The organism is Actinomadura napierensis (assembly GCF_039529375.1).
Lineage (GTDB): Bacteria > Actinomycetota > Actinomycetes > Streptosporangiales > Streptosporangiaceae > Spirillospora > Spirillospora napierensis.
The window spans coordinates 1-21,914 of the sequence record NZ_BAAAMR010000003.1; the positions used below are offsets into that span (position 1 = coordinate 1).

Annotated in this window: 23 protein-coding genes; 10 read left to right on the forward strand and 13 right to left on the reverse strand. The window is 72.2% G+C overall.

Annotated elements, in window-relative coordinates; translation table 11 throughout:
• The 3 genes from ABD296_RS02745 to ABD296_RS02755 all read left to right on the forward strand — a co-directional run.
• The coding region (locus ABD296_RS02745; RefSeq protein WP_344261001.1) for a serine hydrolase domain-containing protein at positions 1–1,646 on the forward strand (1,646 nt) is incomplete at its 5' end.
• Positions 1,643–2,671 (forward strand): serine hydrolase domain-containing protein, encoded by a 1,029-nt coding sequence (locus ABD296_RS02750; protein ID WP_344261004.1) that lies wholly within the window; start codon positions 1,643–1,645, stop codon positions 2,669–2,671. The genes ABD296_RS02745 and ABD296_RS02750, both read left to right, overlap by 4 nt.
• A complete protein-coding gene (locus ABD296_RS02755; RefSeq protein ID WP_344261006.1) occupies positions 2,664–3,935 on the forward strand; it encodes an MFS transporter in 1,272 nt (423 codons plus the stop codon). The genes ABD296_RS02750 and ABD296_RS02755 overlap by 8 nt, the downstream gene beginning before the upstream one ends.
• A gap of 25 nt (positions 3,936–3,960) precedes the next feature.
• Here ABD296_RS02755 and ABD296_RS02760 read toward each other — a convergent pair whose 3' ends face one another.
• The 6 genes from ABD296_RS02760 to ABD296_RS02785 all read right to left on the reverse strand — a co-directional run bounded on the left by ABD296_RS02760 (position 3,961) and on the right by ABD296_RS02785 (position 10,950).
• Positions 3,961–6,432, reverse strand: coding sequence for an ABC transporter permease (locus ABD296_RS02760; protein ID WP_344261008.1), 2,472 nt, complete (start codon positions 6,430–6,432; stop codon positions 3,961–3,963).
• The gene (locus ABD296_RS02765) at positions 6,426–7,148 is read right to left on the reverse strand and encodes an ABC transporter ATP-binding protein (RefSeq protein WP_344261010.1); all 723 of its coding nucleotides are present in this window, start codon (positions 7,146–7,148) and stop codon (positions 6,426–6,428) included. Before ABD296_RS02765 ends, ABD296_RS02760 begins: the two co-directional genes overlap by 7 nt.
• A 143-nt stretch (positions 7,149–7,291) precedes the next feature.
• The gene (locus tag ABD296_RS02770) at positions 7,292–8,707 is read right to left on the reverse strand and encodes a dihydrolipoyl dehydrogenase family protein (RefSeq protein ID WP_344261012.1); all 1,416 of its coding nucleotides are present in this window, start codon (positions 8,705–8,707) and stop codon (positions 7,292–7,294) included.
• Positions 8,707–8,895 carry a hypothetical protein gene (locus ABD296_RS02775; RefSeq protein ID WP_344261014.1) on the reverse strand — a complete coding sequence of 63 codons (189 nt, stop codon included), beginning with the start codon at positions 8,893–8,895 and terminating at the stop codon, positions 8,707–8,709. The genes ABD296_RS02770 and ABD296_RS02775 overlap by 1 nt, the downstream gene beginning before the upstream one ends.
• On the reverse strand, positions 8,892–9,971 hold the full coding sequence (locus ABD296_RS02780; RefSeq protein ID WP_344261016.1) for an endonuclease/exonuclease/phosphatase family protein: 1,080 nt from the start codon (positions 9,969–9,971) through the stop codon (positions 8,892–8,894). Before ABD296_RS02780 ends, ABD296_RS02775 begins: the two co-directional genes overlap by 4 nt.
• A 331-nt stretch (positions 9,972–10,302) precedes the next feature.
• Positions 10,303–10,950, reverse strand: coding sequence for a hypothetical protein (locus ABD296_RS02785; protein WP_344261018.1), 648 nt, complete (start codon positions 10,948–10,950; stop codon positions 10,303–10,305).
• 89 nt (positions 10,951–11,039) lie between these two features.
• Here ABD296_RS02785 and ABD296_RS02790 point away from each other — a divergent pair, with 89 nt between their 5' ends.
• Entirely contained in the window at positions 11,040–11,357 is a 318-nt protein-coding gene (locus tag ABD296_RS02790; protein ID WP_344261020.1) for a hypothetical protein, read from the forward strand.
• Between the two features lie 4 nt (positions 11,358–11,361).
• Here ABD296_RS02790 and ABD296_RS02795 read toward each other — a convergent pair whose 3' ends face one another.
• Positions 11,362–11,937 carry a CGNR zinc finger domain-containing protein gene (locus ABD296_RS02795; protein WP_344261022.1) on the reverse strand — a complete coding sequence of 192 codons (576 nt, stop codon included), beginning with the start codon at positions 11,935–11,937 and terminating at the stop codon, positions 11,362–11,364.
• A 103-nt stretch (positions 11,938–12,040) separates the two neighbouring features.
• On the opposite strand from ABD296_RS02795, the gene ABD296_RS02800 reads away from it, so the two are divergent.
• Positions 12,041–13,213, forward strand: coding sequence for an epoxide hydrolase family protein (locus ABD296_RS02800; RefSeq protein WP_344261023.1), 1,173 nt, complete (start codon positions 12,041–12,043; stop codon positions 13,211–13,213).
• Positions 13,214–13,250: 37 nt separating this feature from the next.
• On the opposite strand, the gene ABD296_RS02805 is transcribed toward ABD296_RS02800, so the two are convergent.
• Positions 13,251–13,625 carry a MerR family transcriptional regulator gene (locus ABD296_RS02805; RefSeq protein ID WP_344261025.1) on the reverse strand — a complete coding sequence of 125 codons (375 nt, stop codon included), beginning with the start codon at positions 13,623–13,625 and terminating at the stop codon, positions 13,251–13,253.
• Positions 13,626–13,656: 31 nt separating this feature from the next.
• Between ABD296_RS02805 and ABD296_RS02810 the strand changes: the two genes are divergently transcribed.
• Positions 13,657–13,890 (forward strand): putative quinol monooxygenase, encoded by a 234-nt coding sequence (locus ABD296_RS02810; RefSeq protein ID WP_344261403.1) that lies wholly within the window; start codon positions 13,657–13,659, stop codon positions 13,888–13,890.
• A gap of 271 nt (positions 13,891–14,161) precedes the next feature.
• Here ABD296_RS02810 and ABD296_RS02815 read toward each other — a convergent pair whose 3' ends face one another.
• On the reverse strand, positions 14,162–14,635 hold the full coding sequence (locus ABD296_RS02815) for a hypothetical protein (protein WP_344261027.1): 474 nt from the start codon (positions 14,633–14,635) through the stop codon (positions 14,162–14,164).
• Positions 14,636–14,751: 116 nt separating this feature from the next.
• On the opposite strand from ABD296_RS02815, the gene ABD296_RS02820 reads away from it, so the two are divergent.
• On the forward strand, positions 14,752–15,048 hold the full coding sequence (locus tag ABD296_RS02820; protein ID WP_344261030.1) for a VOC family protein: 297 nt from the start codon (positions 14,752–14,754) through the stop codon (positions 15,046–15,048).
• Positions 15,049–15,201: 153 nt separating this feature from the next.
• Here the strand turns inward: ABD296_RS02820 and ABD296_RS02825 are convergent, their stop codons facing one another.
• The gene (locus ABD296_RS02825; protein WP_344261032.1) at positions 15,202–15,645 is read right to left on the reverse strand and encodes a nuclear transport factor 2 family protein; all 444 of its coding nucleotides are present in this window, start codon (positions 15,643–15,645) and stop codon (positions 15,202–15,204) included.
• Positions 15,646–15,746: 101 nt separating this feature from the next.
• On the opposite strand from ABD296_RS02825, the gene ABD296_RS02830 reads away from it, so the two are divergent.
• Positions 15,747–16,298 carry a TetR/AcrR family transcriptional regulator gene (locus ABD296_RS02830; RefSeq protein WP_344261033.1) on the forward strand — a complete coding sequence of 184 codons (552 nt, stop codon included), beginning with the start codon at positions 15,747–15,749 and terminating at the stop codon, positions 16,296–16,298.
• 90 nt (positions 16,299–16,388) lie between these two features.
• On the opposite strand, the gene ABD296_RS02835 is transcribed toward ABD296_RS02830, so the two are convergent.
• Together ABD296_RS02835 and ABD296_RS02840 are read right to left on the reverse strand one after the other, a co-directional pair.
• Entirely contained in the window at positions 16,389–17,567 is a 1,179-nt protein-coding gene (locus ABD296_RS02835) for an amidohydrolase family protein (protein WP_344261035.1), read from the reverse strand.
• A gap of 192 nt (positions 17,568–17,759) precedes the next feature.
• Positions 17,760–18,977 (reverse strand): Nramp family divalent metal transporter, encoded by a 1,218-nt coding sequence (locus tag ABD296_RS02840; protein WP_344261037.1) that lies wholly within the window; start codon positions 18,975–18,977, stop codon positions 17,760–17,762.
• Between the two features lie 86 nt (positions 18,978–19,063).
• On the opposite strand from ABD296_RS02840, the gene ABD296_RS02845 reads away from it, so the two are divergent.
• Positions 19,064–19,504 carry a hypothetical protein gene (locus ABD296_RS02845; RefSeq protein ID WP_344261039.1) on the forward strand — a complete coding sequence of 147 codons (441 nt, stop codon included), beginning with the start codon at positions 19,064–19,066 and terminating at the stop codon, positions 19,502–19,504.
• A 60-nt stretch (positions 19,505–19,564) separates the two neighbouring features.
• On the opposite strand, the gene ABD296_RS02850 is transcribed toward ABD296_RS02845, so the two are convergent.
• Positions 19,565–20,842, reverse strand: coding sequence for a TetR/AcrR family transcriptional regulator (locus ABD296_RS02850; protein WP_344261041.1), 1,278 nt, complete (start codon positions 20,840–20,842; stop codon positions 19,565–19,567).
• A 134-nt stretch (positions 20,843–20,976) separates the two neighbouring features.
• On the opposite strand from ABD296_RS02850, the gene ABD296_RS02855 reads away from it, so the two are divergent.
• Entirely contained in the window at positions 20,977–21,882 is a 906-nt protein-coding gene (locus tag ABD296_RS02855; protein WP_344261043.1) for an alpha/beta fold hydrolase, read from the forward strand.
• The last annotated feature ends 32 nt before the right edge of the window (positions 21,883–21,914 follow it).

Sequence of the window (21,914 nt, forward strand, 5' to 3'; positions counted from 1 at the left end):
CCGGCGGGTCCGGACGGCCCGCCGCCCGCGAGCTGGCGGGCGGGCTCGCGGCGCGGCTGCCCGCCTCGATGATGCCCGGGGCGTTCGTCGCGCTGGACCGGCTGCCGCTGACGGCCAACGGCAAGCTCGACCGGCGGGCCCTTCCCGCGCCGCCCGCCGGCGCGGACGCCGTCCACGACGCGGGCGCGGCCGGGGGAGAGGCGCCGCGGACACCGACCGAGCGGCTGCTCGCCGGGATCTGGTCCCGGCTGCTGCGCACCGGCCCGATCGGCCGGGACCGCGGCTTCTTCGAGCTCGGCGGCGACTCGCTGACGATCATCCGGGTCATCGGGGCGGCGCACCGCGCCGGCGTGCCGCTGACCCTCCGGATGCTGTACGAGTACGACAGCCTCGCCGAGCTCGCCGGGGCCGTCGACGCACTGACGGGAGGCGCGGACATGACGACGGACGAGACGGCGGGCGAGACGGCGGCCCCATCCGTGGAGACGGCGGGGGCGGTCCCGAGGAGACCGGCGGCGGTGCGCGAGCCGGGGGACGCGCCCGAGGAGGCGGCGGCGCGGGACGCCGCGGCGCTGCCGTCACCGGTTGCGGAGATGGCCCGGTGCGGGGTCCCCGGGGTGAGCGTGGCGCTGCTGCGCGGCGGGGACGTCGTGTCGGTCCGCGGCTACGGGGTCGTGGCCGCCGACCGGACCGACCCGGTCACGCCCCGCACCCCCTTCCAGGTGGCCTCGATCAGCAAGCACGTCACCGCGCTGGGCGTCCTGCGGCTGGTCGCCGACGGCGTCCTGGACCTGGACGAGGACGTCAACGCCTACCTGACCTCGTGGCAGGTGCCGGGGACCGACGGCATCCCGCTGCGCGAGCTTCTCAGCCATCGGGCGGGCCTCAGCCACGTGCCGCCGAAGAACTACCTGCCCGGCACCGCGATGCCGACCGTGCTCGACGTGCTCAACGGCCGCCCGCCCGCGCCCAACGAGCCGGTGCGCGCCGAGCACCGGGCCGGCGAGGTCTTCCGGAAGACCAACATCAACTACTCGGTGGTCGAGCAGCTGCTCCGCGACGTCACGGGCGAGCCGTTCGGCGCGCTCATGCGGCGGCTCGTCCTGGACCCGCTCGGCATGAACGACAGCACCTTCGACCAGTCCCACCCCGCGAACCCGGCCGTCCCGGTCGCGGTGGGCCACGACGAGCACGGCGTGCCGATCCCGGGGCGCTGGCGGATCCGCAACGAGGTGGCGGCGGGCGGCCTGTGGTCGACGGCGCTGGACCTGGCGAAGCTGGCGCTGGAGATCCGGCGCTGCCACCTCGGCGAGACCCCGGCCCTGCTCCCGCGCCGGCTCGCCGAGGAGATGCTGACCGTGCGGCACCCCGGCAGCTTCTACGGCCTCGGGACGGTCCTCGACGACACCGGCCCGGACCTGGAGTACGGTCACGGCGGCCGGACCGTCGGCTACCGGCTGATGACCTTCACCGGGCTCCGCGGCGGCGAGGGCTTCGTCGTCCTGACCAACGGCGAGTCGGGCAAGCGGGTGCACGCGTTCCTCGCGGACGCGATCCGGCGGACCGGAGGAGGGCTCGGCGGCGGGGAGATGGCGGCCCTGTGGGCGGACGCGCGGGACGAGCCGGTGGAGGCGGCCGGCCGATGAGCGCCACGGACCTGGCGGCGGCCGTCGGCGACCGCCCCGACGGCGAGGCGGCCGCGGTCCTCGCCCGGGTCACCGGCCCGGACGGGACCACCGAGCGCGGCTCCGGCGCGGCCGACCCCGCCACGGGACGGCCCGTCGGACCGGACCTGGTGTTCCGGATCGGCGGGGTGACCAAGACCTTCGTCGCGGCGACCGTGCTGGGCCTGGCCGCGGAGGGCCTGATCGATCCGGACGAGCCGGTCGCGGCCCATCTGCCGGGCGTGCTGCGCGCGCCGGCGACCGTGCGGCAGCTGCTCGACCACACCGCAGGGCTGGCCGACGAGAGCGACGTCCGGTACAACGACACCGGCTGGTTCCTGCGGCACCGGTTCGACACCTTCACTCCGGAGCAGCTGGTCGCCAGGGCGGTCCGGCTCCCGCCGGCGTTCGAACCCGGCACCGCCCAGCAGATCACCCGGGCCGGCTACGTCCTCGCCGGGATGCTCATCGAGCAGGTCACCGGCAATCCCTACGCCGCCGAGATCCGGTCGCGGATCCTGCGCCCGCTGGGGCTGCGGCGCACCTTCCTGCCCGGCGCCGACCCGGCCCTGCCGGAGCCGTGCCTGCGCGGGACCGACGAGGGGATCGACGTCACCGAGCACAGCCCGTCGATCCACGGCGCGGCCGGCGAGATGCTCTCCACGGTCGACGATCTGGACCGCTTCCTGACCGCGCTGCTGGTCGGGGAGGTGATCCCGGAGAAGGAGCTCCGGCAGATGTTCCGGGTGCCGCGCGTCCCCTATCTCGGCGGCGGCGAGGCGTTCTGCGGGGCCGGGCTGGACAGTGTCGTCGTCCCCGGCGGCGACACCGTGTGGGGGATGGCGGGCATCGTCCACGGGCATCTCGGCGGGATCGCGGCGACCGTCGCCCCCGGCACCCGGGAACCGGTGCGCCGGCTGGTCTACATGGTCGCGCCCACCGTCCGGGGCCGCCTGCGGGTGCCGCCGGTAGCCCAGCGGATCATCCTGGCCGCGTTCGGTGGGTGAGGCGCCGCGTCCGGCGGCCGGGGCCGGAGACGCCGGGGCGGCGGCCCTGGCCGGCGAACCGCACCCGCCGCTGCGCCGCAACCGCGACTTCCTGCTCCTGTGGAGCGGGGCGGGCCTGTCCCTGCTGGGAACGCGGGTCAACACCATCGCCTATCCGCTGCTGGTGCTGTGGAGCACCGGGTCGGCGCGCACGGCGGGCCTGCTCGGCTTCGTCGCCCAGCTGCCCTACCTGGTCGTGCAGCTGCCCGCCGGGGCCCTGGTCGACCGCTGGGACCGGCGGCGGCTGATGATCCTCTGCAACGCCGGCGCGGTCCTCGCCACGGCGGGCGTCGCGGCGACCGTCGCCTCCGGACGGCTGTGGCTGCCCTTCCTGCTGGTCGCCGCGTTCGCCGAGAGCGCGTTCGGGATCGTCTACCGGCTCGCCGAACGGGCCGGGGTGCGCGCGCTGGTGCCGTCGCGGCAGCTCGCGGCCGCGCTGTCGCAGAACGAGGCGCGCGGGCAGACGGCGGGGCTGCTCGGCCAGCCGGGCGGCGGACTGCTGTTCGGGCTCGCCCACTGGGCGCCGTTCGGCTTCACCACTCTCGCCCATCTCGGGTCGGTGGCCGGGCTGCTGCTCATCCGCCGGGACCTGAGGTCGGAGCCGGCGGGGCGGCCGTCCACGGTCGCGGGCGCGATCGGCGAGGCCGTCGCCTGGGTGTGGCGGCAGCGCCTGCTGCGCGCCGTGCTCGGCATCGTGGCGGCGGGCAACCTGCTGCTGCAGGGGCTGGGCCTGGCGCTGCTCGTCGCGGTCCACGAGCAGGGCGGATCGCCCGCCATGGTCTCGCTCATCGTGGCCGGACGCGGGCTGGGCGGCGTGCTGGGCGCGCTCAGTGGCACCTGGTGGCTGCGCCGGCTGAGCGTCCGCGCGATCGTCATCGGCGGGAACGCGGCGTGGGCGGCGCTGATCCCCGCCGCCGCGTTCGCACCCGGGCCGCTCTGGCTCGGGCCGGTCTTCGCCGGCGTCTCGTTCGTCGCGGGGGTGCTGAACGTCGCGGGCGGCGTCTACCAGGTGCGGACCACGCCCGACGCCATGCAGGGCCGGGTCGGCGGCGTCATGGGCCTGGTCGGCTCGGGCACCACGGCGCTCGGCATGCTCGGCGCCGGGCTGATGCTCGGCGCGCAGGGCGCCGCCCCGACGCTGCTGGAGCTCGGCGGCGCGATGACCGCCGTGGCGCTGCTGGCGATCGCCAGCCCGGCCGTACGGCGGGCCCGCGACCGGCTGTGACCGCACGCCCGCGGCCGGGCCCGAGTCAGTCGCGCAGCCCGGCCAGTTCGACCACCCGGCCGCGCAGCGCCTGCCAGGCCGGCAGCACCGCCGCCGCCACCGCGATGGCCGCGCACAGGCCGGTGATCTCGATGATGGCCTGCCAGGGGACGTGCAGGTCCGTGCCGCCGACCAGCGTGTCGAGCGCGGCCCACTGGCCGGCCAGCACCGCGGCGGCCGCGGCGGCCGACAGGACCAGGCCGATCAGCACCACCATGAGCGATTCGGCGGCGATGAACCGCAGCGTCTGGACCCGGGTGGCCCCGGCCATGTGCAGCGCGGCGATCTCGCGGCGACGCCCGGCCGCCGCCATCATGAGCACGTTGGCGATCGCGACGCACGAGTAGACCAGCGCGATGGCCAGGATCGAGTACGCGGCCGACCGGTGCTGCCGCTGCTGCGCGTCGACCGCACCCTTCAGGGCGCTGACCGGGACGACCGCGGCGGGCTGCCCGCGCGTCGCGTCCCGCAGACCCTTGACCACGGCGGCGGGGTCGGTGCCCGGCCGCGCCCGCACCTCGATCCTGGACGGCAGGCCGCCCGCGGCGTGCGCCGCCGACAGGAAGCCGGTGTCGCCTCCGATGCCGTCCTTGGTCACCGCCGCGATCCGCACGGCGGCCGTGCCGCCGTCGGGGAGGGTCACCCGCATCCGGGACCCGACGTCCAGGTCGTCGCTCCTGGCCAGCCGCCTGTTGAGGACCAGGAAGTCGTCGCCGAGCCCGGTCACCGAGCCGCCGTCCAGGCGGAGCCGCTCCATCGACGCCATCGCCGCGGGTTCCACCGCGTCGAGCGACAGCGTGTCGACGAACCGGCCCTGCGGCGTCGACAGGTAGGCCCGGGTCGGCGTCATCGTGGCGACGTCGATGCCCGGCACGGCCCGGACCGCGTCGGCGGTCCGCCGGTTGAGCTCCCCGATCCCGGTGGGCACGACGACGTACTGCGCGCGGGTCTGCTGCCGCGCCTCGGCCACCCTGGCGTCGTCGGCGGAGGCCTGCGCGCTCAGCACCGACGCCGACAGCCCGATCGCGACCACGACCGGCGTGACCGTGGCCGCCGTGCGCCGCCTCGCGCCGAGCAGGTTCTCCCGGACGACCATCGCGCCCGCGCCCAGCCGGGCCATCGGCCGGGTGGCCAGCCGCGTGATCGGGCCCATGACCACGGGGGCGAACAGCGCGAACCCGCCGACGAGCAGCAGCGGCACCGCCGCGTACTTGCGCAGGTTCCCGGCGTAGATCGGATACCGCGTGGTGATGACCCAGCTGGTGGCGACCCCGCCGGCCAGCAGCGCCAGGCCCAGCAGCCAGCGCACCACGGTCATCCCGCCACGGTCCACCGCCGCCTCGCGCAGCGCCTCGGTGGGCCGGACCCGTCCGGCGCGCAGCGACACCGCCGCCGCCCCGGCCACCGCGGAGGCCAGCCCGAGCAGGAAGGCGATGACCAACGCCACCGGGTTCACACCGATGCTGAACCACTCCGGCGCCACGCCCTGGCCGGCCATCCAGTCCGCCAGCGCGGGGACCGCCAGGGTCCCGAGCACGCATCCGGTGACCGACGCGGCGACGCCGACGAGCGCCGCCTCGGCCAGCACGAGCTTGCGGACCTGGTCCGGGGTGGCGCCCACGGTCCGCAGCAGCGCCAGCTCGCGGCGCCGCTGGTCGACGACGAAGGCGAAGGTGACCACGACCAGGAAGATCGCGACCGACACCACGATCGCGGTGGCGGTGCCCGCCATGCCCTGGGCGTTCAGCAGCCCGTCCCGGCCGCCGCTGGTGTCGGGATCGGCCCTGCCGCGCTCGTCGCCGGTCAGCACCTGGGCCGCCTTGCCGACCGCGTCACGCACCCTGCCCGCCGGCCCGTACGCGGCGACGGCGTCGACCCGCGGCGAGATCCGCGCGGCCTCGCCGTCGCTGAAGAACACCGCGTGCTCGAACCAGACCTTGCCGGTAACACCGACGATCGTGGCGCGGCTCACGCCGTCCAGCGTCGTGACCGGCACGGTGCGGCCCACGCTCGCCTTCGCGCCGCCGCCGACCACCACCTCACCGGCCCCCTGCGGGGCACGCCCCGCCACGAGCCGGTACGGGGTGAGCCCGGCGGCCGACCACGGGTGCCCGACCTGGTCGGACGGCCCGCCCGGCATGCCCACCGGGAACGTGCGGTCGGCGACCGCCCGGCCCGTCGCGGCGATCTTCGCGACCAGATCCGGGGACACGCCCGCGGGCCGGTCGAGGACATGCTCCTCACCGGGGTCGTCGCCGGCGAAGCGCACGCCGTCGTGGGGCAGCACCACCACGGGCGCGTCGGCGAACCGCTGCGGCCCGGGAAAGGGCGTGCCGAGGGTGGCCGCCATCGTCAGGGCCATCGTCGCGATGACGCCCGATCCGAGGACGAGCGCCACGAACGCCCCGAGGAAGCTCACCCACCGGGTGCGCAGCGTCGCGAGCGCGAGCCTCAGCAAGACGCCGCCTCCAGGCGCGCCATCCGCGCGGCCACCGACGCCGACGTCGGCGCGTCCATCCCGTCCACCACCCGGCCGTCGGCCAGGAAGACCACCCGCCCGGCGTACGCCGCCGCCACCGGGTCGTGCGTGACCATGATGATCGTCTGCCCCTGCCCGCCGGCCAGCCCGGCCAGCATCTCCAGCAGCTCGCGCGACGTCCGCGAGTCCAGCGCGCCGGTCGGCTCGTCGGCGAACAGCACGTCGGGGCGGGTGACCAGGGCCCGGGCGATCGCGACCCGCTGCTGCTGGCCGCCCGACAGCTCGCTCGGCCGGTGCTCCGCGCGCTCTGCCAGCCCGACGCGTCCGAGCACCTCGAGCGCACCGGCGGGGTCGGGCCGGGCGCCGCCGAGCAGCAGCGGCAGCTCGACGTTCTGCCGGGCCGTCAGCGAGGGCATGAGGTTGAACGACTGGAAGACGAACCCGACGCGGCGGCGCCGGAACTCGGTGAGCGCCTTCTCGCGCATCCCGTTGAGCGTGGTCCCGCCGATCACGACCTGCCCGTCGTCCACCCGGTCGAGGCCCGCCGCGCACTGCAGCAGCGTCGACTTCCCGGACCCGGACGGCCCCATGATCGCGGTGAACGTGCCCGCCTCGAACTCCAGCGACACCCCGTCCAGCGCCGTCACCCTGCGGTCCGCGCCGCCGAAGGCCTTGCGCAGCGACGTGAGCCGCACCGCCGGCTCCGCCGTCACCACGCCGGACGCCGATCGTTCCTGATGCGCACCGGCAACCTCGTCCTCGAAGCGGGATCAAAGCGAACAGGCGCAATCTTTTCGCCCCGCCCTATACCGGAGCAATATCGCCACCCCGGGCGCCCTCAGCCGCGGTAGGTCTCCAGGAGGCGGAGCCAGACCTCGCTGATGGTGGGATAGGAGGGGACGGCGTGCCACAGGCGGGAGACGGGGACCTCGGCGGTGACGGCGATCGTGGCCGAGTGGAGCAGTTCCGCCACGCCGGCCCCGACGAAGGTGACGCCGAGGAGCGTCTCGCGGTCCAGGTCGACCACCGCGCGGGCGTGGCCCTGGTAGCCGTCGGCGTGCAGGGAGGCTCCGGCGACGTTGCCGAGGTCGTAGTCGACCGCCCGGACCCGGTGCCCCTCGCGGGCCGCCTGCTCCAGAGTGAGTCCGACGGCCGCCGCCTCGGGGTCGGTGAAGACGACCTGCGGGACCGCCCGCTCGTCCGCGGTCGCCACGCTGCGTCCCCAGTCGGCGGTGTCGAGCGGCCGTCCGGCGGCGCGGTCGGCGATCACCCCGCCGAAGATCCGTCCCTGGTACTTGCCCTGGTGGGTCAGCAGCGCCCGTCCGTTGACGTCCCCGGCCGCGTAGAGCCACCCGCCGGACACCCCGGCCGCCAGGCCGGTGGAGTCGACCTCGATCGGCCGGCCCGCGGCCAGCCCGACCGTCTCCAGCCCGAGGTCGGCCGTGGCGGGCACCCGTCCGGTGGCGAACAGCACCTCGTCCGCGGTCACCGTGTCGCCCCCGTCCAAGGTGAGCGTCACCGGTCCGTCGCGCCGGACACCGGTGACGGACGCGCCGAAGCGCAGGTCGACGCCGGCCGCGCGCAGCCCTTCGGCCACCGCCTCTCCCGCGAACGGCTCCATCCGCGGCAGCAGGCGCGATCCGCGCACCAGCTGCACGACCTCGCTGCCCAGCGCCCGCCAGGCCGTGGCCATCTCGCAGGCCACCACGCCGCCGCCGACGACGGCGAGTCGCGGCGGCACCTGCGCCGACGCGGTCGCCTCACGGCTGGTCCACGGGCGGACCTCGTCCAGCCCCGGCAGTTCGGGCAGCGCCGCGCGGGTGCCCGTGCACACCGCGACGGCGTGACGGGCCGTCAGCACCCTCCGCTCGCCGTCCGGGGTCTGCACCACGACGCGCTTGGCCCCGTCCAGCCGCCCGTGGCCGCGCACCAGCACGAGCCCGGCCGCCTTCAGCCAGTCGACCTGGCCGTCGTCCTTCCAGTGCGAGGTGAACTCGTCCCGACGGGCGAGCACGGCCGCCGCGTCCAGCCGTCCGCCGGCCGCCTCGCGGGCACCGGGCAGGCGCCGCGCCTCCGCCAGCGCGGCGGCCGGACGCAGCAGCGCCTTGCTGGGCATGCACGCCCAGTACGAGCATTCGCCGCCGACCAGCTCGCTCTCCACGACGGCCACGCTGAGCCCGCCGGCGTGCGCCCGGTCCGCCAGGTTCTCCCCGGTCGGCCCTGCGCCCAGCACCACGACATCGAACTCGTCCATCACGCCCGCCCTCCGAACAGCACCGTCTCGTCCCCCCGCATCCTTCCGGAATCCGAGGCGTCCAGTAGCGGGCCACGCTGCGGCACGACGGGTATGTCGACCTCACGCAACACGGTGGCGGCCGCCTTCAGGGCGACCTGGCCGGCCTCCGGTCGGTGCAGGAGGCCGGCGCGGGCCCCGGTCATCACCAGCTGATTCTCGCCGCCACCGGCCGGTGGTCGCTGCCGGTGCTCGGCAGCACCCAAGAGCTCCTCGGCTTCACGCCGCGGACCAGGATCTGGTCGATCCGGACCAGCGGGAACTTCGCCGGCCAGGTGAAGCCGAAGCCGTCACCGGCCGTCTCCTGGGCCGAGCGCAGCCGCGAGGTGATGCCGGCGAAAGCGCGGTCGTCCGTGGTGCCGTTCATGTCGCCGAGCAGCACCACCCGCTTGTTCTGCTCGGCGGCGATGGCCTTGCCGAGCGCCTGCGCGTTCCTGTCCCGCGAGACCGTCCAGAAGCCGGCCCTGGGATTCACGCGTACGGAACCCAGGTGGGCCACGTACACCGCAAGCGGCCCCTGAGCCGTGGTCACCGTGGTACGCAGCGCCCGGGAGTAGGCCAGCCTGACCTCGGCCGGCCTGGTCGCCGCCAGCGGCCCGTAGTCCGTCTCGATTTCGACCGGCCGAGTGTCCGACAGCGGCAGCCTGCTCCACAGCCCGACCGTGCCCCCCACCGTGTGGTACGGGTACGCCTTCGCCAGCTCCTTCTCGTACGTGCCCCGGGCCTGCTCGGTCAGCTCCTCCAGCGCCAGCACGTCCGCCCCGGAGGCGGCCAGCTTGCGGGCGGTGCCGGCCGGGTCGGGGTTGTCGGCGCCGACGTTGTGGCTGACCACGGTGAAGTCGCCGCCCGGGTGGGACTTGTCGCTGAGCAGCCCGCCGAAGAGGCTCAGCCACACCACGACCGGCAGCAGCAGCGCGGTCACCGCGGAGGCGGAGCGACGCCACAGCGCCACGATCAGCAGGACGGGGATGAACACGCCGAACCACGGCAGGAGGGACTCCACCAGGCTGCCGAGGTGCCCGATCCGGTTCGGGATCTCCGTGTGCAGCAGCATGAACAGACCGAGCAGCAGCGCCAGCGCCGCGAGCACCGGGCCGCGCCTCCAGGGTTCCGGCCGCGAGCCGCTGCGGACCGCCCGGCGGATGCCCGCGCGCCAACCCCCGGCGTCAGCGTCCGGACGGCCGGCGCCGTCCTCTTCGATCTCCGCAGTGTCCACCTGCGCCATCGCCTGTCCTCCATCGCTACCGGTCACTGCTGCATCCTCGGGTCCTCGGTGGGGCCGGCGTGCACACGGCTGATCCGGCGCGCGGCATGCGTTGCTGCCCAGCGGTATGGATCCAGATCGGCCACAGCCTGAAACCCGTCAGACCACCGTGGGGGACGGCACCGTCAGCCTCGCCGAGCGCACCACGGTGCTCACCGCGAAGAGCCTTCGAGGGTGGCGAGGCCGAGGGCTGCGGTGATCGCTGCCATGACGACCATCCCCCCGACAAGGAGCCGACGAGTCCGGCAGCTCGCCGTTCGTGCTGATGGTGGCGTCCGAATCATGCTGCCAGTCAAACCAACGTGGTGTTGCCGTCACGTATGTGGTTTTCGATACGCCGACGATATACACCGGCTCGTAGCCTGGAGGGCCCGCGTGTGTTGATCGTCAAGGACGAACCGTATCCGGCAGAAGCCACCCGCGACGCCCTGCCGCCTGCGCTCAGGTCGGGGCCGTGCGGCTCATGTAGGCGATCCACCTCGTCCGCCGGCTGGACGAACGACATCGTCAGGTTGAGCCATATGCCTGCCGCGACGGCTCCGGCGGCGATCCGCCAGCCGCGCCTCGGGAGCAGACCGTCCGGGAACACCAGACGCAGCGCGGCGAAGCCGGCGGGATTCCACACCCATGCGCCCAGCTTGAGCGTGTAGAGGATCTCGGCGTCCGGCCACGGGTGCGGCGCCGTGACCGTCTCGCCCCAGTCCTCGACCGCGAAGACCGCGGCCGGCGCCGCGCCGACCCAACTCAGGGCCGCACCCACCGGGGTGCCGGGCGCCCGCAGCCGCAGCAGGTACCCCGTCGCGACGGGGACGCCCAGCAGCGCCACCGTCACCGCCCAGTCCGCAGGCGACACGCCCCGCGCCCCGAAGGCCACACAGGCTCCGGCGAAGACCAGGCCGGGCAGCGCGACGCCCGCACGCACCCGCCAAATCGCCGCCACGGGGTCATCATCCCTTACTGGAAACGGCCCATCATCAGTGCGAGCACGTAGGTCCGACGCGCATCGAGGTCCGCCGAAAGGAACCGGAGATGGAACTCATCGTCACCCTGGTCGTTGCATTCCCGCTCGGATTCTTCGTCCGGAGCCGCGCGACCGCCTACATCGCCTACATCGCGGTGCACTCCTTCGTGTTCTCATTCCAGGACACGGAACTGGTCGGGGAGTGGTCGGGCGGCGACTACTCCGCCTTCCCGAAGGACCGCGGCTCCGTCCCGTGGTCGTACGGCCTGGTCAACGTCGCCATCTACGCCGCGGGCTTCGGCCTCGTGACCCTCGACCACGCCGTCCGCACCCGCGTCCGCCGCCGTGTGTCGCAGGCGTGGGCCCACTTGGATGTACCGAGGTAAACGATCACTCCACTGATCCGGGGTTTGTGTGCTGTTTGGCATTGAAGCGCGCCTTCTTCTGGCGATTCCCGCACGTGTTCATGTCACACCATTTGCGGGTGCGACTCTGGCTGGTGTCGAAGAAGGCGGCTTGGCACGTTGGTGATGCGCACAAGGCCAATTTTCCGTCTCGTTCGCCTGCGATGATGCTGATCGCGTCGGCGGCGATCACGCTGAGGGCGTCTTCCACACAGGAAGCCGAGCTGAGTCGCCATTGCCGCTTACCTTCGGGCGTCAGGATGGCTGCGGCCCGTCCCTCAGCGCTGCAGTCATTGATGACTTGGACGGCAGGTGCCGGGAGAGCGTCCTGGATCGCGGCCGCTGTCGCGGCGGCGTGAATCGACTCCCTCAGTTCCCGAGCGAGGGCGAGCTGGGTGGTGGTGCAGGAGTCCACGGCCAGGCCGTTCACTGCCAGCCAGTCGACGAGTCGCTGCGGTGTGGGGATGCGCTCCACGGCGTCGCCGCGACGCTCCGTCAGAGTCGCCGTGAAGCTGGTCGCCAGCACGTTGCCGAGGCGAAAGTCAGGGAACACAGCGCGCATGGAACCACCTTAGCCGGTTGCAGGCGGACACGACGACGTGTTAGAACCGTCTTAGCCGGTTCTCGGTAGTTCGTGGCCGGTTCCGCGATGGCCAGGAGGTCTCATGCCCCGTCCGACCAGCGACGTGCAAGCATTCGAAGCCCACACGACCGACGCCGACCTCGACGATCTGCGCGCGCGACTGGCCGCGGCGCGGCTACCGGAGGCCGAGACGGTCCATCGCGCCGCGCCCGGCCCTCGCCGATGGGAACAGGGCGTTCCTCTCGCCGACCTCGTCGATGTCGTGAACTACTGGCGCACCGGGTACGACTGGCGTTCGTTCGAAGACCGCCTCAACCGGATCGGCCAGTTCCGCACGACCCTCGATGGTCTGGGAATCCACTTCCTGCATCGCCGTTCCGCGCGCGCGGATGCCACTCCTCTGATCTTGACGCACGGCTGGCCGGGCAGCATTGCCGAGTTCGTCGATGTGGTAGACGAACTGGCAGATCCGAAAGATGCAGACGCGCCGGCGTTCCACGTCGTGGTTCCATCGCTACCCGGCTTTGGTTACAGCGACAAGCCGGCCACCACCGGGTGGGGAACCGAAAAGATCGCGGCCGCTTGGGTGGAACTGATGGGAAGGCTCGGCTACAGCAAGTTCGCAGCCCACGGCGGCGACTGGGGAGGCAATATCACCACGGTCCTCGGCGGCAGGTTCCCGGCGCACGTTCTCGGCATCCACACAACGTTCGCGGAGGCGCCGCCCGGGCTGACAACGGACGGGCTGACGGCGGCCGAGCGCAGATGGACCGAGGAGACCCGCGACTTCTGGCGCCACCGCGCGGCGTACGCGAAGCAGCAGGCGACCCGCCCGCAGACCATCGGCTACTCGCTCGTCGACTCACCGGTCGGGCTCCTCGCCTGGATCCTCGACAAGTTCGCCGAGTGGTCAGATACCGAAGACAGCCCGTTCGAAACCATTTCCAGAGACAGAATTCTTGACGACGTCACCCTCTATTGGCTGACGCGAACCGGCGCATCGGCGGCTCGCATTTACTACGAAAGCCACAACTCGCTCGACCCGGAACTACGGGTCGACGTCCCGTCGGCAATCAGTATGTATCCCCGCGACATCGAGAAGTATCCGCGCCCCTGGGCGCAGGAGCGGTACCGACAGATCGTCCGATGGAGCTCGCCCGAAGTCGGAGGCCACTTCCCATCGCTGGAGGTTCCCGAGTACTTCGTCAAAGACCTACAAGAAGGCCTCGCGGCAGTGCTAGCCGCCAATCGGTGAACCCGGCCGGTGCCCGCACTCGATCACCGTCCGATCCTTAGGACGTCAGGACGGGGTCGTCCGCACTGCGCAGGACGGAGGCGTCGAACAGTTCGCCGAGCGCGGTGCGAGACCCGCTCAGTTCTGCGATGCGGTCGTCCAGCTCCGCCATGCGCGTCTTGAGGTGGTCGAAGACGCAGGACTGCAACTCGGTGCCGTCCCCGACGAAGCAGGGCATGAGGTCGCGGATGGTCCGGGTGGGCAGCCTGGCGGCGAGCAGCGCGCGGATGCGGGCGACGGCGGCCGGGGCGTCGGCCGGGTACTCACGGTGGCCGCCGCCGGTGCGCTCGGCGGACAGCAGCCCCTGCTGCTCGTAGTAACGCAGCAGCCGGACGGAGACGCCCGTCCGCCGCGCCAGTTCCCCGATCCTCATGTGACCCACTTCATGCCCTTGCGCCGCCCTGCTGTCGTCCCTGGTGGAGCCGACCCGGAAGGAGGACGGCAACCTGGAGTACCACCTGCACGAGCAGCCGGACGGCCGCTTCTTCCTGTACGAGGTCTGGCGATCGCAGGAGGACCTGGACCGGCACAACGAGTACCCGCCGCTGCGCGAGTTCCTGGACAACATCCTCGAGTACCTGGAAGAGGCGCCCGAGGGCTACTTCGACACCATGACAAGCCCCTACCCCGGCTGGTGACTCCGGGCGCCGCACCGTCGGCAGCCGCGCCGGCGAAAAATGGGCCAGTGGAGAGTCGCAGTCACCAGGGCGTCGGGCTCTGCGCCTGCCTGAATGAGCCCGTCCCCATCCGGTGCCAGACGCCGGAGCCGCCGGATGTCTCGCGGTACGCCCCGTTCGGTCCGACGCTGTTGTGGACGGTCCGCGGCAGCTTCCGCAGCATGGCGCGGTTGTCGCGGCGCATCGCCCCGGCGGGGATCCGGTCAGGTCGTTCTTGGTCCCCCAGTTGGGGTCAGGCGGGTTTGACCTCGGTGATCGCGCCGCGGAGCGTGTCGAGGAACGCCTTGCCGTCCGTGTTGTCGCCCAGGCCGATGTAGAACCAGGCGGGCTCCGTCGTGCCCGTCCGCAGCCCGGTCGCGCTGACCCCGGTGTCGATGTTCGAGGCCAGGCCCCGGCCGACGCTCAGGTCCTCGAGGCGGATCGACCTGACGTGGACGCCGCGCTGCTCGCCGGCCACGACCAGGTAGCGGGGCAGGATCAGGGCGACCGTGGCATGCTCTCTGTCCGGGTCGCCCGATTTTGTCACCCGTGCCAGCGGGCCCGGTCGCTTCAGCCGTACGCTGCGCGTCTCGCAGCACCACCGCGCCGCGCTCAGCACGTCGCCGAGCTGGTGCGCCTCGGCGTGCGCGGTGATCGCGTCCCGCACTCGTGCATCGAGGGACCCGGTCTCGCGCCGCCTGCTGGAACGTTCGTACAGCCGATCCATCCACGACCTCCCGAGATCATCGCGCCCGCCCGACGAGCTGGGCCGGAAAGGCAGGAATCGCCGCGGCGCGTGGTAGATGCAATACCTCGAGACGGCCCCGCATCCGGAAGGAACTCATGCGCAGCACTTTGACCGTTATCTACACCACCCGGCTCGAGGAGTGCCGCGCGTTCTACGCCGGGCTCGGACTGCACCTGCACCCGGAACAGCATGACTCCGGCCCGGCTCACTACGCCGCCGTCCTCGACGACGGCATGGTGTTCGAGCTGTACCCGGCCGGCGCACGCGGGCCGACCGGCAGGCTGCGCCTGGGCTTCACCACCCGGGCGGCACCGACGCTCGAGCCAGGACGGCACGTACTGCACGACCCCGACGGCCGCGCCGTCGAAGTGATCGTCACGGCCGTCCAGTGATCCCCTGGTCGCGCTGCAATGAGTACGCAGGGGCGCGTCCTGCGGCGTGGGCCTGGCCGAGGAGTCGGCGAATCATTCAGGACCGCCGGCCGTGAAGCTGCTGATGGCGACCTTTGGACGTGCGTGAGTAGAGGGGCCGCTACCAGTGGGCGCTCAGGTTCGCTGGGTTGTCAGGGCCTTGACGAGGTCGGGGACGGCGTCGAAGGCGATGGCGCCGTCCAGGGGATTGGAGTAGGTGCGCAACCAGGAGATCAGCCCGTCGTGCACATGGGCGACCGTGATGATGTCGAACGCGAATTGCTTGCCGGTAGGGACGACGGAGCCGTGCAGGCGGTATTCGATGACGACGGTGCCGGGCTCTTCGGTTTCGCGGATGTGGACGTTGCTGGTGGATTCGTGGCGTTGCAGGCCGACGGCACCGAGCAGGTGGGCGCGGAACATCTCCCGTCCCTGCGCGTGCTGTGGGGCGCCGGGCGGGGAGAAGGGGAAATCCAGGACGGCGTCCTCGGCGAACAGGTCGGCCAGGTCGCCGTTGGGTCCGGGGGCGGTGAGCCGGACGAGGCGTTCGGCGATCTCGCGGGGCGTGGGGTTCGGCACGGGGCGACCCTTCGGTAGAGTAAGCGGGGCAATTGCCCCGGTTGATGGCGACTATACGGGGCGATCGCCCCGCTTATCAATCGCCCAGCACGGGAGGAATCGTGGGCAGTGCCCGGCCGCTGCGAGCCGACGCGCGGCGGAACAGGGAGCGGATCCTGGAGGCGGCGCGAGAGGCGTTCGCCGCCGAGGGCGTGAGCGTGTCCCTGGACGAGATCGCACGGCGCGCGGGCGTGGGGCCGGGGACGGTCCACCGCCACTTCCCGACCAAGAAGGAGTTGTACGAGGCCATCGTCGCCGCGCATCTCGATGAGCTGCGGGAGGAGACGGAGCGGGCGCTGAACAGCGATACCGGGGGCGCGGACTTCTTCGCGTTCCTGACCGGCCTGGTCGCGCGTGCGCACAACAAGCAGGACCTGACCGAGGCGTTCGCGGCCGCCGGCGTGGAGCCCGGGCCCGAGGCCCAGCGGGCGGCCGGCGAGTTGAGGCAGGTGTTCGCCGCACTGTTGCGCAAGGCCCAGCAGGCCGGCGTGGTCAGAGACGATGTGGACGCCGACGACGTCCAGGCCGTCGTGGTGGCCGCGCTCGCGGCGCAGCGCTACCGCAACGAAGACCAGCGGATCGCAGACCTGGTGCTCAACTGCCTACGGCCGTAGCGCCGCTGGTCAGCGGACGAAATTCGTGGTGACGTGCGCTCGGGCCTGCCGCGCGGCGAGCGGGCGGCAGGCCCGGGGGCATGGTCGGTGTCAGGCGGGGATCAGCCGGGAGAGGTTGCCGCCCATGATCTTGGCCTTGGCCGAGTCGCTGAGGGCCGTCAGGTCGTCGACGTAGGTCACCGGGTCGGCCTTGCCTTCGGGGTGGGGGTAGTCCGAGCCGAACAGCACGCGGTCGATGCCGAGCAGGTCGGCGAGCGCGGACATGTCGTCCTCGATGAAGGGGCTGACGTGGATGAGCCGGCGCATTTGCTCGACCGGGTCGTCCTGGAAGCCCTGCGGCATCTTCTTGTAGGCGTCGGTCAGCTTCTCCAGCAGCGGCCGGACCCAGGCGGAGCCGGTCTCGATGGTGGCGATCTTGAGGTCCGGGAACCGCGACAGGCAGCCGTGGCAGATCATCGAGGCGACCGTGTCCTCGATCGCCCGCCATTGCCCGATCTGGCGGAAGGGCTGCGGCTTGAACGGCAGGAACTCGCGCTGCATCCCCTCCCATTCGCCGGCGTACCGCTCGTACCCGCTGTCGGACGAGTGGAAGGCCACCAGCACGCCGCTGTCCTGCGCCAGCTTCCAGAACGGGTCGAACTCCTCCAGCGCGAACGACCGGGGGCCGCGGAATCCGTGCACCGGGGCCGGACGGATCAGGACGGCCCGCGCGCCGCGCTCCAGGCACCACTCCAGTTCCTCGACGGCCTTCTCGACGATCGGGAGGGTGATCACCGGGGTGGGGAAGATGCGGTCCTGGTAGTTGAAGGACCAGACCTCGTCCATCCACTGGTTCAGCGCGTGGACGACCACGTGGGTCAGTTCGGGGTCGTCGCGCATCCGCTCTTCGAGCAGGCTCGCCAGCGTCGGGAACATCAGGGTGCGCTGGACGCCCTGCTCGTCCATCAGTTCCAGGCGCGGGCCGGGCTCGCGGAACGCGGGGATCGACCGCATCGGCTTGCCGACGATCTCCCGATACGACTTGCCCTCCGGGTTGCCGTGGCGGAAGTACTCCTCCTGCGCGCCCGGCCGGGCCACGACCTCGAACGTCGGGTTCGGGATGTACTCGCTGATCTGGCCGCGGACCGCGATCTTCGTCCGCCCGCGGATCTGCACGTACTGGATGGCGCCCTGGTACTCCTTGGGCAGGTACCTGGTCAGCGCCTCCTCCGGCTCGTACAGGTGGTTGTCCGCATCGAACACCGGATACGGCAGTTCACGCGTGGGCATTGCATCCACCTCTCATCTCTGAGGTCGGGCTCGCGGCCGGATCTCCGCCGGCCGTGGACCGTGTCGACCCGTCCACCGGCCGGCGTTCGAGTGACTGATTTAGTTCTAAATCTATCGAAGTGTAGGTCGGATGTCACTAGGGTTCATCGAAGTGAGCGGCTCGCCGGGGCGGTGCCGACGGCGGGCCGGCCCTCAGTGGCCGGTGACGACGAGGTAGATCAGGACGCCGTTGAGGCCGATGACGACCGCCGCGATGGCGGAGGCGGCGACGGTGGTCGGGCGCCTGTTCGCGTGCTCGCCCATTACGTCACGGCGTGCGGTGAGGACGACGAGGGGGATCAGCGCGAACGGGATGCCGAGGGACAGCACCACCTGGGAGACCACGAGGGTCGCCGTGGGATCCGTGCCCGTCCCGAGGATGAGGAGTGCCGGGATCACGGTGACGACCCGCCGGACGACGGTGGGCACATCGAACCTCAGCAGGCTTTTCATCACCTCCGCCCCCGCGGCGCTGCCGACCGAGGTGGACGCGAAACCCGAGGAGAGCAGCGCGACCGCGAAGACGAGGGCGACTCCGGTACCGAGTTCGGACGCCACCACGTCGTGAACGCCGGTCAGGGTGCCGGTGCCGGGCAGTCCGTGCAGGCTCGTCGCAGCCACCACCAGGAGGGACAGGTTGAGCAGGCCGGCCAGCAAGAGCGCCGATACGACGTCCACCCGGGTCGCCCTCAGGAGCGCGGTGACCGGCAGCCCGCCTCGATCGCCGAGGCGTGCCGTGGTCAGGCTGGAGTGCAGGTAGATGACGTGCGGCATCACCGTCGCGCCGATGATGCCGGAGGCCAGGAGCACGCTGTCGGCGCCGGCGAAGGTCGGGACCAGTCCGCCGGCGAGCCCGCCCGCGGACGGGGGGTCGACCACGAGGCCCGCGAGGAAGCCGACGGCGATGAGGGCCAGGAAGCACATGACCAGCCGCTCCAGGGCCCGTTGCCCGCGCGCGTCCCCGACCTTGAGGATCGCCAGCGACACGGAGACCGTGAGGATCGCGCCGAGGACGAGCGGGATGTCGAAGAGCAGGGCGAGCGCGATGGCGCCGCCGACGACCTCGGCCAGGTCGGTCGCCATCGCGATCGCCTCGGCCTGCAGCCAGTAGGCGATCCGCATCCGCCGGGGGAGGCGGTGCCCCAGATGTCCGGCGAGGGAGCGCCCGGTGACGATGCCCAGCTTCGCCGAGAGGTACTGCACCAGGATCGCCATGGCGTTGGCCAGCAGGACGACCCAGACGAGCGTGTATCCGTGGTTCGCGCCTGCCGTGACGTTCGTGGCGACGTTCCCCGGGTCGACGTACGCGACGGCCGCCACGAACGCCGGTCCGAGCAGCGCCAGGCCCCGGGTGCGTGCCTCGGTGAGCATGGCGCACACCCTAGCGGAGCAATTATTTGCTCCAACAGTGCCGACGCGGATACCGTGGACGCGTGGCGACAGCAGTGGTTCGTATCATGATCGACCCCGATGGGCGGTTGGCCGCCGGCGCCTACGAGGCCGGGCTCAGGGCGCTGGAGTACTCCGGGCTGGAGGTGATCGCCGGTCCCGCCGGGCGCCTTCCCGAGCGGCGGCGGGAGATCGAGCTGATCGTCGAGGACGGCGGCGGCGAGCTGCGGACGGGCCCGTACCTGGACGAGTGCCGCGCGGCGTTCGGCGTCGAGCCCGAGCTCGGCGTCATCACCTACGTCAGCCGGGGGACCGACGACGACGCCCTCGGGGTCCTGCGCCGCTTCGGCCTGTCGGGCGAGGTCGTGAGAACGGTCGAGGACGACGAGGAGGTCGTCACGGTCGCGATCCCGCGGGACGCCGGCCGCCGGGTGCCCGAGAGCCGCCTCCACACCGCGCTGGAAGCGGCGCTGAACTGCGAGGTCCGGATCGTGGCGGCTCCGGATTGACGGACCCGGACGGCTCCGGCCCGCGTCACCGGTGCCGGCCCGGCCGGGCCATGGACGGCGTCAGGAGTTCGGCGTCATGTAGCCGCGGAGCATGGTGCGGCGCAGGAACGCGTGCGTGCGGGCCTCGCTCGTCCGTCCGGAGTCCTGGTAGGCGAGCCAGAACACGCAGCGGATCGGGTCCGCGATGGCCTGCGGCGCGGCGAAGGAGCGCAGCGTTCCCTTGGCCATGCCTCGCTGCAGGACGCTCTCGAGCAGCCGCAGGCGGTCCTGCGTCTGCCGGGCGTATCGGCTCAGCGGGGCGAGGTCGGAGTCCGGAGCATGTTCGATCTGCAGGATGTCGGACTCCTCCCGGAAGCGCCGGCGAGCGTTCACGAACATCTTCGCCAACGCGTCGAGGGAGGCCGCTCCGGGCTCTCCCGTGGTCAGCGCCGCGCGGAACGCCTTGTCCAGGCTCGTGGAGAACGCGTCGACCACCTCGGCCAGGATGGCCTCCTTGGACTCGACCCTCCGGTAGAGGGTCGCCATCCGGACGCCCGCACGCTCCGCGATGTCGCGGATGGTCGTGGCGGCATAGCCGTGGCGTGCGAACTCCGTGCGGGCCGCGGCGATGATCCGGGTGCGCACATCGCCGTCGACCGACTTCTCCGGGCGGGACGGCCACGTGGACAACGCGTCCTCGACCGCCTTGAGCGCCTCGCTGCGATCGAGTTCGTCGTCGCTCGGGCAGTCCGCGACGATGCCGTGCAGGAGCAGCTCGCTCACGTCGTCGGCGACCGCGGCGGGATCGGGGTGGCCCTGGAAGTAGGCCGCGGCGTCCAGGGTGAGGTTCTTGAGAGCGAAGCGCAGCAGCCGTGCGTTCTCCGATCCGGTGCCGTCCCCGGTGATGTCGTCGACGGTGGTCTTCCACATGCGCTCCAGGCCCGGAGCGTGGACCTGCTGGGCCTCGCGCAGCCGCTCGGTCGCGACCGTGGGTGGTTCGAAGTACCTGAGGTGGACGGCGCCTCCGTGCCGGAAGCTCAGGGAGGCCACCTCCCGCATCAGATGGCGGAACCGGTCCTCGGGCGCCAGGTCCGCCGCCGAGGTCGCCAGCTGCGCGCTCACCGAGCCGAGATCCTGGTCGAACCGCTTGAGGATCTCTACGGCGATCTCCTCTTTGGACCCGAAGTGGTGGTACAGGCTGCCGGGCAGGACGCCGCTCGCATCGGCGATGTGGGTCATCGTCGTCGCCGCGTAACCGCGCCGCTCGAAGAGCGCGGCGGCCGCCAGCCGCACCTCGTCGGTACGGCTTGACGGCATGGGGGCCGAGGCGCCCCGAGCGGTCGCCCGCTGTGAGCTCATGGGAAAAGTATGCCCGCGAACCGGGCCGGGGGCGAAGCCGAGCGCCGTCCCGGAGACGGTCTAGCGGAGCAAATATTCAATCCGGTAGCCTGCCGGCGTGCCCCGCCGGGACACCGGTATGGAAGGAGTCACCAGTGGCGGAGATCGAGATCAACGGCGGTCGGGTGGTCTACGAGTTCGTGGGTCCGGACGACGGCGAGGTGGTGGTCCTCACTCCGGGCGGTCGCTTCGGCAAGGACCACGGCGGCGTGCCCGAGCTGGCCGGGGCCCTGGCGGCGGGAGGCAAGCGGGTCCTGCTGTGGGACCGTCCGAACTGCGGCGCCTCCGACGTCCAGCTGTTCGGGACGTCGGAGTCCCACATGCGCGCCGAGACGCTCGGCCTGCTGGTCGAGGAGCTGGGCGTCGGCCCGGTGGTCGCCGCGGGCGGCTCCGGCGGGGCCCGCGACACGATCCTGTTCACGCTGCTGTTCCCCGAGCTGGTCACCCGGCTCGCGGTCTGGTCGATCGTGGGCGGGACGTTCAGCACGATGAGCCTGGCCGGCGTCTACGTCCTGAACGAGCTGCGGGCGGTGCGGATGTCGGGCATCGAGGGCGTGCTGCGGCTGCCCGCGTGGGCCGAGCTCGTGGAGGCGAACCCGCGCAACCGCGACCGGCTGCTCGCGATCGGGGCCGAGGAGTTCGAGCGGGTGATGAACCGCTGGCTGGACGCCTACGTGCCGAAGCCGAACGAGGTGATCCCGGGGGTGCCCGACTGGCAGTTCGCGGACATCACGGTGCCCACGCTGATCATCCGCGGCGGCGAGAAGGACTTCGACCACCCCAAGCGCACGTCGTTCGAGGTGCACGCGCTGATCAGGGGATCGGTGCTGGTCGACCCGCCGTGGCCCGAGGACGCCTGGGAACGCGCGGTCGAGGCGTCGTTCGCCGGCAAGGGCAGCGTGTTCGATCCCTGGCGGCAGGCGGCGCCGCTCCTCCTCGACTTCGTCGACGGGCGCGAGGTGGGTCCCGGAGCTCTTGCCCCGGGGCGGGCACGCGGTTAGCGTGAGAGCAAATCTTAGATTCGCTCAAGGTG

What these genes read in the sequence shown, in the direction of transcription:
- ABD296_RS02840 (WP_344261037.1), bottom strand. Translation starts at nt 18,977, where the DNA reads ATGCTCACCGAGGCACGCACCCGGGGCCTGGCGCTGCTCGGACCGGCG.
- ABD296_RS02845 (WP_344261039.1), top strand. Translation starts at nt 19,064, where the DNA reads ATGATCGACCCCGATGGGCGGTTGGCCGCCGGCGCCTACGAGGCCGGG.
- ABD296_RS02800 (WP_344261023.1), top strand. Translation starts at nt 12,041, where the DNA reads ATGCCCCGTCCGACCAGCGACGTGCAAGCATTCGAAGCCCACACGACC.
- ABD296_RS02820 (WP_344261030.1), top strand. Translation starts at nt 14,752, where the DNA reads ATGCGCAGCACTTTGACCGTTATCTACACCACCCGGCTCGAGGAGTGC.
- ABD296_RS02790 (WP_344261020.1), top strand. Translation starts at nt 11,040, where the DNA reads ATGGAACTCATCGTCACCCTGGTCGTTGCATTCCCGCTCGGATTCTTC.
- ABD296_RS02805 (WP_344261025.1), bottom strand. Translation starts at nt 13,625, where the DNA reads ATGAGGATCGGGGAACTGGCGCGGCGGACGGGCGTCTCCGTCCGGCTG.
- ABD296_RS02815 (WP_344261027.1), bottom strand. Translation starts at nt 14,635, where the DNA reads ATGGATCGGCTGTACGAACGTTCCAGCAGGCGGCGCGAGACCGGGTCC.
- ABD296_RS02750 (WP_344261004.1), top strand. Translation starts at nt 1,643, where the DNA reads ATGAGCGCCACGGACCTGGCGGCGGCCGTCGGCGACCGCCCCGACGGC.
- ABD296_RS02795 (WP_344261022.1), bottom strand. Translation starts at nt 11,937, where the DNA reads ATGCGCGCTGTGTTCCCTGACTTTCGCCTCGGCAACGTGCTGGCGACC.
- ABD296_RS02780 (WP_344261016.1), bottom strand. Translation starts at nt 9,971, where the DNA reads ATGGCGCAGGTGGACACTGCGGAGATCGAAGAGGACGGCGCCGGCCGT.
- ABD296_RS02770 (WP_344261012.1), bottom strand. Translation starts at nt 8,707, where the DNA reads ATGGACGAGTTCGATGTCGTGGTGCTGGGCGCAGGGCCGACCGGGGAG.
- ABD296_RS02850 (WP_344261041.1), bottom strand. Translation starts at nt 20,842, where the DNA reads ATGAGCTCACAGCGGGCGACCGCTCGGGGCGCCTCGGCCCCCATGCCG.
- ABD296_RS02835 (WP_344261035.1), bottom strand. Translation starts at nt 17,567, where the DNA reads ATGCCCACGCGTGAACTGCCGTATCCGGTGTTCGATGCGGACAACCAC.